This is a genomic window from Pseudomonas sp. Sample_24, assembly GCF_004307605.1.
Classification (GTDB): domain Bacteria; phylum Pseudomonadota; class Gammaproteobacteria; order Pseudomonadales; family Pseudomonadaceae; genus Aquipseudomonas.
Genome location: NZ_RCNW01000271.1, coordinates 1 through 10,758, shown reverse-complemented (window position 1 = coordinate 10,758; position 10,758 = coordinate 1). Strand labels below are relative to the sequence as shown.

At 59.0% G+C, this 10,758-nt stretch carries 16 protein-coding genes; 7 read left to right on the top strand and 9 right to left on the bottom strand.

Translation table 11 applies throughout. From position 1 onward, the window contains the following. The 3 genes from D8V06_RS30590 to D8V06_RS14915 all read left to right on the top strand — a co-directional run. The coding region (locus D8V06_RS30590) for a hypothetical protein (RefSeq protein ID WP_206663186.1) at positions 1-254 on the top strand (254 nt) is incomplete at its 5' end. Between the two features lie 232 nt (positions 255-486). Next, entirely contained in the window at positions 487-891 is a 405-nt protein-coding gene (locus tag D8V06_RS14920) for a TraR/DksA family transcriptional regulator (RefSeq protein ID WP_003225981.1), read from the top strand. Positions 892-1,136: 245 nt separating this feature from the next. Then, positions 1,137-2,741 (top strand): methyl-accepting chemotaxis protein, encoded by a 1,605-nt coding sequence (locus D8V06_RS14915; protein ID WP_130931217.1) that lies wholly within the window; start codon positions 1,137-1,139, stop codon positions 2,739-2,741. Between the two features lie 75 nt (positions 2,742-2,816). On the opposite strand, the gene D8V06_RS14910 is transcribed toward D8V06_RS14915, so the two are convergent. The 3 genes from D8V06_RS14910 to D8V06_RS30870 all read right to left on the bottom strand — a co-directional run bounded on the left by D8V06_RS14910 (position 2,817) and on the right by D8V06_RS30870 (position 3,822). Further along, positions 2,817-3,056 carry a DUF2789 domain-containing protein gene (locus D8V06_RS14910; RefSeq protein ID WP_056856721.1) on the bottom strand — a complete coding sequence of 80 codons (240 nt, stop codon included), beginning with the start codon at positions 3,054-3,056 and terminating at the stop codon, positions 2,817-2,819. Between the two features lie 137 nt (positions 3,057-3,193). Then, positions 3,194-3,424: a hypothetical protein gene (locus D8V06_RS14905; RefSeq protein WP_056856720.1), complete on the bottom strand. Its 231-nt coding sequence runs from the start codon at positions 3,422-3,424 to the stop codon at positions 3,194-3,196. Between the two features lie 161 nt (positions 3,425-3,585). Then, a complete protein-coding gene (locus D8V06_RS30870) occupies positions 3,586-3,822 on the bottom strand; it encodes a hypothetical protein (RefSeq protein ID WP_130931216.1) in 237 nt (78 codons plus the stop codon). Between the two features lie 432 nt (positions 3,823-4,254). On the opposite strand from D8V06_RS30870, the gene D8V06_RS14895 reads away from it, so the two are divergent. From D8V06_RS14895 to D8V06_RS14880, 4 genes are all read left to right on the top strand, one after another. After that, entirely contained in the window at positions 4,255-4,704 is a 450-nt protein-coding gene (locus D8V06_RS14895) for a hypothetical protein (RefSeq protein WP_177434434.1), read from the top strand. After that, positions 4,704-4,907 carry a hypothetical protein gene (locus tag D8V06_RS14890; protein WP_056856718.1) on the top strand — a complete coding sequence of 68 codons (204 nt, stop codon included), beginning with the start codon at positions 4,704-4,706 and terminating at the stop codon, positions 4,905-4,907. The genes D8V06_RS14895 and D8V06_RS14890 overlap by 1 nt, the downstream gene beginning before the upstream one ends. 118 nt (positions 4,908-5,025) lie before the next feature. After that, positions 5,026-6,042, top strand: a complete 1,017-nt coding sequence (locus D8V06_RS14885) for an ABC transporter substrate-binding protein (protein WP_056856717.1) — start codon at positions 5,026-5,028, stop codon at positions 6,040-6,042. 226 nt (positions 6,043-6,268) lie between these two features. Then, on the top strand, positions 6,269-6,706 hold the full coding sequence (locus D8V06_RS14880; RefSeq protein ID WP_056856716.1) for a DUF3995 domain-containing protein: 438 nt from the start codon (positions 6,269-6,271) through the stop codon (positions 6,704-6,706). Between the two features lie 23 nt (positions 6,707-6,729). Here the strand turns inward: D8V06_RS14880 and D8V06_RS14875 are convergent, their stop codons facing one another. The 6 genes from D8V06_RS14875 to mbhE all read right to left on the bottom strand — a co-directional run. Next, positions 6,730-7,089 carry a Na+/H+ antiporter subunit G gene (locus D8V06_RS14875; RefSeq protein ID WP_056856715.1) on the bottom strand — a complete coding sequence of 120 codons (360 nt, stop codon included), beginning with the start codon at positions 7,087-7,089 and terminating at the stop codon, positions 6,730-6,732. Beyond that, a complete protein-coding gene (locus D8V06_RS14870) occupies positions 7,086-7,364 on the bottom strand; it encodes a K+/H+ antiporter subunit F (RefSeq protein ID WP_056856714.1) in 279 nt (92 codons plus the stop codon). The genes D8V06_RS14875 and D8V06_RS14870 overlap by 4 nt, the downstream gene beginning before the upstream one ends. Then, complete coding sequence (locus D8V06_RS14865) at positions 7,361-7,849, bottom strand: Na+/H+ antiporter subunit E (RefSeq protein WP_130931215.1); 489 nt, start codon at positions 7,847-7,849, stop codon at positions 7,361-7,363. The genes D8V06_RS14870 and D8V06_RS14865 overlap by 4 nt, the downstream gene beginning before the upstream one ends. Continuing rightward, positions 7,846-9,531: a monovalent cation/H+ antiporter subunit D gene (locus D8V06_RS14860; RefSeq protein WP_130931214.1), complete on the bottom strand. Its 1,686-nt coding sequence runs from the start codon at positions 9,529-9,531 to the stop codon at positions 7,846-7,848. Before D8V06_RS14860 ends, D8V06_RS14865 begins: the two co-directional genes overlap by 4 nt. Beyond that, on the bottom strand, positions 9,528-9,872 hold the full coding sequence (locus D8V06_RS14855) for a Na+/H+ antiporter subunit C (protein WP_007986256.1): 345 nt from the start codon (positions 9,870-9,872) through the stop codon (positions 9,528-9,530). The genes D8V06_RS14860 and D8V06_RS14855 overlap by 4 nt, the downstream gene beginning before the upstream one ends. After that, positions 9,872-10,758, bottom strand: an 887-nt coding sequence (gene mbhE / locus D8V06_RS14850; protein WP_277751301.1) for a hydrogen gas-evolving membrane-bound hydrogenase subunit E, incomplete at its 5' end; no start/stop codon positions are given. The genes D8V06_RS14855 and mbhE, both read right to left, overlap by 1 nt.

Sequence of the window (10,758 nt, the reverse complement as noted above, 5' to 3'; positions counted from 1 at the left end):
ATCATCATGCGTTCATTACTGCTGTTCTTTCTCGGCGTACCGATCCCGATCATCATCCTGATCGCCTTGTTAATGTAATCCCATCCTTGTCGGTGCTGTACCGCGCCATCGCGAGCCATCTCGCGATGGCGTTCGTTTATGTGGCGATTCAGCGCAGACCCGTTCGGGCGCCCACCTTGTCTGCGCTTCAGGGACAGGCAAACGCAGCCGTTTATCTTCTATATACCTGTGCTGGATTGAATTTCTTGCTATAAACGCACTCCGATAGCCACCTCGATGCCTGCCATAGAGCATTTTCGTGGCTTTGTCGGACAAATTCGCTGTCTTTTCAGTTGCTGAGGCCTCGACTCGGCCTTAGACTGCCGCCCCTCGTAAATTGAGTGCCGGGTGGCGCTTGGTATAAACGGCGCCTTTCCGAAGACCTGTACCGGTCTGCCGGAACGCTCCCTAATTCGCCTTAATGCACGTTTTTTTATAGAGATATCAATGACAAAGGACAAGTTGCTGGCCATGCCGGCGGATGACTACATGAACGCCGAGCAACACGCTTTTTTCACTGAGCTGTTGCAGAACATGAAAGTCGAAACCCATGAGCGCATCGAACAAAACCGCATCGCCATTGAAAGCCTGGATACTCCGGCCGATCCGGCTGACGCGGCTTCCGTCGAAGAAGAGCGTACCTGGCTGGTGAACGCGATCGATCGCGACCAGCGCATGCTGCCTCAGTTGGAACAAGCCCTTGAACGCATCAAGGAAGACAGCTTCGGCTGGTGCGACGACAGCGGAGAGGCAATCGGCCTCAAGCGCCTGCTGATCAGTCCGACCACCAAGTACTGCATCGAAGCTCAAGAGCGTCACGAGCAAATCGACAAGCACCAGCGTCAGGCCTGATTCTGCGGGGTAGCCCATTAAATCGGGCTGCCTTTGAAAAGATCGCAGCCTTCGGCAGCGCCTACAGGTTCAAGTGAACGCGAGCAGGCGCTGCAGAAGGCTGCGATCTTGCTTTTCGACGTCTACAGAAATCCCTCACGTCTATTGATCTACTGCAACGTCCACGACTAAAGGCTCATAGATAATGGCCCTATAGTGGCGTTTAATGCGAAGACAACAATTAGAAGATGTTTGGGGTGACAACGATGACGAGAGACGAGTCTCTGGTTGCGGCCGTGCCTGCACCAGTATTTCTGCCGAAAAACCGCTGGTTCGCACCGACCCTGCAAAGCATCGCCCTGATCTTGTTGCTGTGTGGCATGACATTGGCAGGATGGTCGCTTTACCTTGGCCTGCCGTTGGCTGTGCTGATCATCTGGCTGCCTCGCCTGCGTTCACGCGCAACGCCCCAAGCCGCGCCCCTTGATACAGCCAGTGCCATTTCCACGCTGACTCGCGATCTCTCCTACACCACCAGTCACAATGCGCTGTCAGCCGCTGGCGTGGCCTTTTCGGTCAAGCAGTTGGCCGACAAGCTGCAATCGCAACTCGGCGCTGCCGCACAAATCGTCAGTAACGCTGAGGTCATGATCGCTACCGAACAAGCCACGTCGATGCTCAGTCGCGAGGCGTTGAGTGCTGCCAGTGAGGCTCATCAGAGTGGTGCAGTGGGGCGCGCCGAGTTGATCGAGTCGATTGCGCGCATGCATCAGCTCAGCCAGCGCGCCAACAGCAGTCGTGAATTGATCGAAGCCTTGAGCCTGCGCAGCGATGATATCCAGCGCGTTACCCTGGTGATTCAGTCCATCGCCAGCCAGACCAACCTGCTGGCGTTGAACGCTGCAATCGAAGCGGCAAGGGCTGGAGAGCACGGCCGTGGTTTCGCGGTGGTCGCCGACGAGGTGCGCGGGCTCGCTGCGCGAACAGCAGCGGCGACTGGAGAGGTCGGCGAAATGGTGGCCGATATCCGGCAACGCACCGCCCAGGTGGTGGAACAGATCCGTCAGCTGTCCAGCGACCTGGACAGCGGTGTCGAGCAGGTCGAGCACACCGGTCAGCAACTGGAAAACATCGCCCGCCTGGCCGCCAGCGTCGAGAATCAGGTTGGGGAAATCGCCCGCGGCGCCGACACCAATCGCGAGCAACTCGATAGCTTGTTTCACGCCATTGAACAGATGCGCAGCGACCTGGCGATCAGCGACCAGCAGACCCGGCGCCTCGCCGAGGCCGCGGTACAGATGGAAGGCCAGGCCGAAACCATCAGCGAACGCCTGGCTGAAGTGGGTCTGGATGACTATCACCAGCGCATCTATGACCTGGCCCGGGAGGGTGCCAGCCAGATTGCCGCGCGTTTTGAAGCGGACATTGATGCAGGCCGGATAAGCCTCGATGACCTGTTCGATCGAAATTATCAGGCGATCCCCAACACCAGTCCGGCGAAGTTCCAGACTCGTTTCGACCGCTACACCGATCAGGTCCTGCCGGCGATTCAGGAACCGTTGTTGCCGCGTCATGAAGGACTGGTGTTCGCCATCGCCTGCACTCAGCAGGGCTACGTGCCGACCCACAACGCGGTTTTCAGCCAGCCACTGACAGGCGATGCCGAGGTCGATACCCTGCACAACCGAACCAAACGCAAATTTGCTGACCGCACGGGGATCCGCTGCGGCAGCCATCAGCAACCAGTGTTGCTACAAACCTACACCCGTGACACCGGTGAGCTGATGCATGACCTGTCAGTGCCGATCATGCTCAAGGGGCGGCATTGGGGTGGTTTGCGCCTGGGTTACAGGCCGGAAAAACCGCGCTAGTGCAAGCGCAGGCGTGCAAGGCTGCCTGGTTGGCACAGTAGAAAGCCGAGCCCGTGGCAGCCAGCACCCATGCCGCTAGTGAACCTGGTGCATGCGCAGGTTGAGGTCGTCGACCACCCGCGCCCAGTCGGCGTCTTCGCGCAGTTGTTCTTTGAGGAAACTGGCCTGCTGCGGTGTCCAGAACTCGGCATCAATGAGCTTCTTGTCATCGGGCAGCGGCGAATGGCTGGCAATGAAATCGTCGATAGCTTTCTGGGTGGAGTCCAGGCCGAGCTGGTCGAACAAACCTTTCAAGTCGTGGGTCGGTGATTCCATCTTCATCTCCTTGCTGATAATCGGTCGCGTACGAGCACTGAGCTTCGGCTCCATTACCTCTGAGCAAGCCGCGTTCCAGTAAGTTCGAAAGCGATGTTCAAACGCAGCAATGAGCATAGACGGCATAAAACCGGCTATCAGGCTTTCAATGCACCGGCGTCGACGGCAGCCTTTAGTTCCCGAGCGGACTCCTGCGCAGCGATGGCGGCGACTTCAGGGGTTTTGAACCAGCGATCTTTTTCGACCTGGTGATAGGTCACGGCTTTTTGCGGTGGCTTGGCACGCATGACAATCACTGCCTGAAACTCGCCCTCAACTTCTCTGGCTTCGCCCCGGATAAAAAACTCACCGATATCAAATTCCGTCACGTAGCAGCCTTCCCTTGGAAATACATTGTTATGTTCAACGTCGTCCTCTTTGGCGGGACGCGTTTAATGGGTTCGGCAGTATGGCAGCAGTTGCGGGCCGGCGGCTGAGTTAAGTCGCCGGCACGACGAAACGTTTGAAGGCTGCGGCGCGGCAAAGGGTGTCAAGTGGGCGTCTCAAGCGCGCGGGCGAGGGCGCAGGCTTCGTTATGATCGCCACGGAAACCTCTTACATGCCCCGTGGAAATTTCTTTTATATGGAAGAACGCATTCCCGGCCAGGACTACCTGAAACCTGGGTGCTCGATGAGCATCACAGTGCGGCAACGCCGCCGGATACGGGGTTGAAGAGGTACCGGTGCTGGGAATCTGTGGGTGGGCGAAGTGTGTCAGTGTGCACATATGAAGTCCTTTTCGTTGTTTTGCCGACGTATGTACGTCGTAATGGGTAGTCTCAATGAGCATCGCTGCTCTAGAATCGGCATCACTGGTGGGTGATTGATGGTTATCTAAAGCAATTTTCGGCTGGCGATATGTCAGAAAAGTGCTTTTTTTTAAGAGTTTTTTCCCTGAAGTTGATAGTCCGTATTTCTCTGGCTGTAAGAAAGGCGTTTTCCTTCAACCTTTGACGAATGCCAGGCAAGGCGACACGAGCGATGTTCCAGTAGTCTGCTCAAGTCTCGTGATGGATGAGTCCTCTACTCGTTCAGGCTTTCAACCCGGGTCTTTCGGTTGCATTTTCGGCATTGCCGCCTTTTTCGGCTGTGCGCCTTTTCCGCGTGCGGCATCATTTTTAGATGTGGGGATGTTTCCTTGGCAGTAAGTAATCTTGATATGCATGCGTTGTTCGTTCTGGGTGATTTGCGCGCGAAGCTGGTAAAACTGTTCCAGTCACGTTTCGTCTACATCACCGAACAGAGTGCCGAAGGCATTTATGTGGCCGAGATCGATACCGAATCAGCATTGGTGGTGGACGACAAACCCGGACTCAAGCTCAAGGTCGGCGATCATTTCAGCGCATCGGTGTTGCCCAGCCGTGAAGGCGGCAAGCTGGAAATCAAGTTTCGCGAAATCAAACTGACGGTCTATGGCCTGGGCGACTATGCCTTTGTCACCACCGCCGATGGTCAGGCCATTCTGTTCAAGGAAGGTCATAGCGTGGTCACGGTGTTTGCCGCCCACCAGCAGTTGCAGGAAGGCCTGACCAAAACCCTCAAAGCGGTAACCGCCAAGGCAGCCAAATGGCGCAAGGGCGAACTGGTGACGTTCAAGGCCAGCGAGTAATGACCCGGAACCGCGCCGACTTTCACCAACAGAACCAGGCTGGCGCACAAGCTGAAGCCTTGCGATTGTTCGAGCACAAAGCTGTGCTGCAGGGCGCCTGGCTGAATTGGGTGGCGTCACAGATCTACGCGCTGCGGCCGGCGGAGTACGCCAGCATGGTCAGAAGAGAACTGGCGCGCTTGCAGGAAACTTCCGAAAATTGATCCATGCCCCTCGAAAGCAGGAACCTCTACTACAGTCAGTTGACTGATTATTCAGAGGCTTTGCGGTCTTCTGCCAGGCCATCCTGCGATTGCTGTGAACAGCGCGAGGTGCAAAAGCATGAAAGGTTTTCGACGGTTGCTGGCTGCGCTCCTGGCCACTTGCGGTTTGATGACATCACCCGTTCCGGTACTGGCCGCTCAGGCGCCTATACATTTCGCCGACCTGAACTGGGAAAGCGGCAGCCTGATTACCGACATTCTGCGGATCATTGTCGAGAAGGGGTATGGACTGCCGACCGACACCTTGCCGGGTACGACCATTACCCTGGAAACCGCCCTGGCCAACAATGACATCCAGGTGATTGGCGAAGAGTGGGCCGGGCGCAGTCCGGTGTGGGTCAAGGCCGAGGCCGAGGGCAAGGTCGCGAGCCTCGGCGATACGGTCAAGGGGGCCACCGAAGGCTGGTGGGTGCCGGAATACGTGATCAAGGGTGATCCGGCCAAGGGCATCAAGCCGATGGCGCCGGACTTGCGCAGTGTCAGCGACCTGCCCAGGTACAAGGATGTGTTCAAGGACCCGGAAACCCCGAATAAGGGGCGCTTCCTCAACAGCCCGATTGGCTGGACGTCGGAAGTGGTCAACAAGCAGAAGCTCAAGGCCTATGGGTTGGACGACAGCTATGTGAACTTCCGCAGCGGTTCGGGGGCGGCGCTGGACGCCGAAATCAGTTCTTCGATTCGCCGGGGCAAACCGGTGCTGTTCTATTACTGGTCGCCGACGCCGCTGCTCGGTCGTTTCAAGCTGATCCAGCTGGAAGAGCCGCCATTCGACGCCGAAGCCTGGAAGACCCTGACTGACGCCGATAACCCCAATCCGCAACCGACCCGCTCGCTGCCCTCCAAGCTGTCCATTGGCGTGTCCACGCCGTTCCAGAAGCAATACCCGCAGATTGCCGAGTTCTTCGCCAAGGTTGATTTTCCGATCGAACCGTTGAACAAAGCCCTGGCTGAAATGAGCGAAAAACACACCGCGCCGCGTCAGGCGGCCGAGGATTTCATGAAGAAGCATCCCGACGTGTGGAAAGCGTGGGTGCCGAAGGAGGTGGCGGACAAGGTGTCTGCCGAGCTCAAATAAAGTGTGAGTCCGCGACCGCCTTCGCGAACAAGCCCGCTCCCACATTGGTTTCAGGGGACCAGAAATTGCGTCGACCTGGATCTGAAGTGGACGTGGGCTTGTTAGCAAAGCTTTTTGAAAGTTGCGTGTTGCCCCCTCGTTTATCAGCTTGCGTACCAGCGGTCGTGCACATCAAGAAAAGCCGGCTAGGATGATTTGACCAAATCCCTTTCAAGGATCTTCAACCATGACCTTTGCGTTGGCTCAATGGCTGGTGACGATATTTGCGGTGATTGCTCTGGTACACGTTTATTGGGCGTTCGGCGGCGAATGGGCGTCGGTGGCGGCCGTTCCTCAAGTGCCTCAGGAAGGCGGCAAGCCAATGCGCCCGGCCTTCAAGCCGCGAGGCTGGCTCACGCTAATGGTGGCGGCAGCCTTGATGGTGATAGCCCTGTTGGTGTGTTTGCGAGTCGGCTGGTGGTTGCCGCAGGTGCACCATCAAGTGTTGCAGTGGGTCATCAGTGCAGTTGCGCTGTTGCTGTTCGCCAGGGCCATTGGCGATTCGGAGCTGGTGGGTTTTTTCAAGGAGATAAAAGGTTCCAGGTTTGCCCGGTGGGATACCTGGGTTTACTCGCCGTTATGTGTGGTGTTGGGAGGCGGGCTGTTGGCGGTGGCCTGGATCTGAACAGCCAACCTGTAGGCTCGCTCCTATGTGTTTTCCGTACGCCGACTCGAAACCTCGGCCGGCACATCATCCCCAGCCATGCGCTTGCGAAAGAGTGCCGCCCGCGCCAGTAACAATGTCGTGACCGGAACGGTGATCGCCAGCAGGATCGGGATCAGCCAGGCGTGCAGCACCGGCGTGGACTTCAACGCCGAAAAGTAGATGATCGAAGCCAAGGCCACGCACCATGCGCCCAACGTCGAAGCCAGGGCCGGCGGATGCATACGCTGGAAGTAATCCTTCATGCGCAGTAATCCCGTGGCGCCGATCAGCGCGAACAGGCCGCCGAGCACCAGCAGGATAGCCACCGGAATTTCCACCCAGAGAGACAGTTCTGCGTTCATTCGATCACCTCGCCGCGCAGCAGGAATTTCGCCAGGGCAAACGAGCCGACGAAGCCAAACAGCGCGATCAACAGCGCCGCTTCAAAATACGTGTCACTGGCATAGCGAATGCCCAGGGTCAGCATCATCAGCATCGCGATGATGTACAGATAATCCAGCGCCAGAACCCGATCCTGGGCTGACGGACCTTTGAACAGGCGGATAAGCGTAAGGATCATCGCCACGGAAAACAGGAACAGGCTGAGCAAAATCGCGTTCGACAGCAGGGGACTCATTCGAAGATCTCCATCAGCGGGCGCTCGTAAGTCACCTTGAAGTGTTCAATGAACTGCGCTTCGTCATCCAGATCGAAAACGTGCAGCAACAAAATGCTGCGGTCCAGCGCCAGTTCCGACCAGACTGTGCCGGGCACCACGGTGCAGATCATCGACAGCGCGGCCAGGCCATTGGCATCGCGCAGGTCCAGCGGCACTTTCACGAAGCGTGAGCGGGGCGGACGGCGGCCGGCAGTCAGCACGCCCCAGGCCACGGCCAGGTTGGACGTCAGAACATCACGCCCCACCACCAGGAACAGGCGCAGGATCACCCCCGGTCGGCGAATGCGGATCGGCAGCGGGCGCAACTTGCGCATCATCAGGGGCGCACAGACCCCAAGCACGGCGCCCAGCAGCAGGTTGCCGGGGCTCATCGACAGGTTCAGCGCCAGCCACAACAGCCACAGGGCCAGTGACAACCACGGCGCAGGAAACAGACGCTTCATGGTTGAACCTCCAGCAGCGCAGCCCTGGCTTGCGGACTTGGCACCGCGCGGGTGCCGAGCACGGCCATCACGTACTGCTGAGGGTTGTTCAAGGCGTGGGCGGCTGCCTGGGTATAACGCAACAGCGGCTCGGCCTGGAAGGTCAGCGCAATGCTCAACCCCAGTAGGGCGAAAATCGGCACGCACTCCAAGCGCCGCAGCACGGGCGATGGCCGTTCTGCCGGGGTCCAGAAACGCTGGATGCCCAGCCGCGAAAAAGCCAGCAGCGAGGCCAGCCCGGAAAGAATCAGCAATGCCAGCAAACCCCATGCGGCATTCGAGATCGGCGCTTCACTGCCATTGCCCAAACCCATGGGATTGAGCAGGGCGCTGAGCAGGCTCAGTTTACCGATGAACCCGGACAGCGGCGGCATGCCGATGATCAGCAAGGCGCAGGCGATGAAGCTCAGGCCGAGAAATGCCATGGTCCATGGAATCACTTGGCCGACCACGGCTTTGCGGTCGTCGTCGAGGTTGATGCCTTTGGCCGGATGCAGCGATTCCAGCGGCCGCGGCAGCATCTCGTTTTCATCCTCCAGCGGGATTTCGTTGGCCGAGCGCGAACGTTCGATCAACTCGGCCAGCAAGAACAATGCGCTCAAGGCCAGGGTCGAGCTGACCAGATAAAACAATGCCGCGCCAATCAGGTTGGGCTGGGCGAAGCCAATGGCCGACAGCAGAATCCCCGCCGACACCAGAATGCTCAGGCTGGCCATGCGTTCCAGGCGCTGCGCGGCAATGATCGCCACCGCTGCGCAAATGATGGTTGCCATGCCACCGTAGATCAGCCAGTCACCACCGAAGTACGCCGACGCTCCGGCCTGTCCGGAAAACAGCAGCGTCCACAGGCGCAGCAGGGTATAGATGCCGACCTTGGTCATGATCGCAAACATCGCGGCGACCGGCGCGCTCGCCGATGAATACGCCGGCACCAGCCAGAAGTTCAACGGCCACATGCCGGCCTTGGCCAGGAACGCTACCGCCAGAATCCCCGCGCCGGCATGCAGCAGTCCGCGATCGGCTTGCGGTACCAGCGGGATTTTCAGTGCCAGGTCCGCCATGTTCAGGGTACCGGTGACACCGTAGATCAGCGCTGCACCGATCAGGAACAGGGTCGAGGCCAATAGGTTGATCGAGATGTAATGCAACCCCGAAGACACCCGCGCCCGACCCGACCCATGCAGCATCAGGCCATAAGAAGCGGCCAGCAGCACCTCGAAGAACACGAACAGGTTGAACAGGTCCGCCGTGAGGAACGCGCCATACAAGCCCATCAACTGAATCTGGAACAGCGCGTGGAAGCTCGAGCCGGCGCTGTCCCAGCGCGCCATGGCGAACAGCAGGGCGCAGACGCCGATGATCCCGGTGAGCACCAGCATCAACGCAGACAGACGATCGACCACCAGCACCAGGCCGAACGGCACTTGCCAGTTACCCGGCAGGTACACGCCGATGGAGCCGGGCACGTCAGTGGTTTGCGTCCATTGCAGCAGCAGAACGGAGATGCCGAGTCCGAGCAGGCTGGAAAACAGATTGATTTTGGCTTTGAGCGGGCGATGTTTCTCGCCGAGCATCAGCATGATCGCGGCGGTCAGCAGCGGTAGCAGGATGGGCGCGGCGATCAGGTGCGTCATTGCATTCATTCTTTAGGCTCCCGGCCATCCACATGGTCGGTGCCGGTCAGGCCCCGGGAGGCCAGCAAAACCACCAGAAACAGCGCGGTCATGGCGAAACTGATGACAATCGCCGTCAGCACCAGCGCTTGCGGCAAGGGATCGGTGTAGTGCAGCAGGTCCTGCGGTACGCCGTCCTTGATGATCGGCTCTTTGCCGATGAACAGGCTGCCCATGCTGAAGATGAACAGGTTGACGCCATAGGACAGCAGGCACAGACCCATGACCACCTGGAACGTCCGTGGACGCAGGATCAACCAGACGCCGGACGCGGCCAGGACGCCGATGGCGATTGCGATGACTTCTTCCATCAGACGGCCTCCTTGATGGCGACGGGTTTCGGCTGGGCCGCGGTTTTGTGACCGCGGACCGATTGGTGCGCCAGCGCTGTGAGGATCAACAGCGTCGAACCGACCACCACCGCATACACGCCAACGTCGAAGAACAGTGCGCTGGCGAGGTGAATATCGCCCAGTAGCGGCAGGTCGAAATGCCAGGTATGCGTGGTCAGGAACGGATAGCCGACCACCATCGCACCGAGACCGGTGAGTGTGGCGAACAGCAGGCCGACACTCATCCAGCGCAGCGGCCGCAGGCTCATTTGCGCCTCGACCCACTGGGTGCCGGCAACCATGTATTGCAGGATGAACGCCACCGACATCACCAGCCCGGCAACAAAGCCGCCGCCCGGTTGGTTGTGCCCACGCATGAACAGGTAGAACGACACCACCAGCGCTATCGGCAGCAACAGGCGCACCAGCACCGCCGGCACCATCATGAAGCCGAGCGCGGTGTCGCTGGCGTGACGCGGGTTGACCAGGTCGGTGACCACGTCAGGCGCGAGCAAACGCTGTTGAGCGGGCAATTGCAGGCTTTCTTTCGGTGGGCGGAACCGCCGCAGCAGGGCGAACACCGTCAGCGCCACGGCCGCCAGTACGGTGATTTCGCCGAGGGTATCGAAGCCGCGGAAGTCCACCAGCATGACGTTGACCACGTTGCTGCCGCCACCTTCGGGCAAGGCTCGGCTGAGATAGAACGAAGAAATGTCGTTGGGTGTCTGGCGCGTCAGCATCGCGTACGACAGCAACGCCATGCCGCCGCCGACCACGATCGACAGCAACAGGTCGCGGATACGCCGGATGCGCGCCTTGCGCAGGCTGCTCGGCAGTGGCGAAACCTCTTCGATCCGTCGCGGCA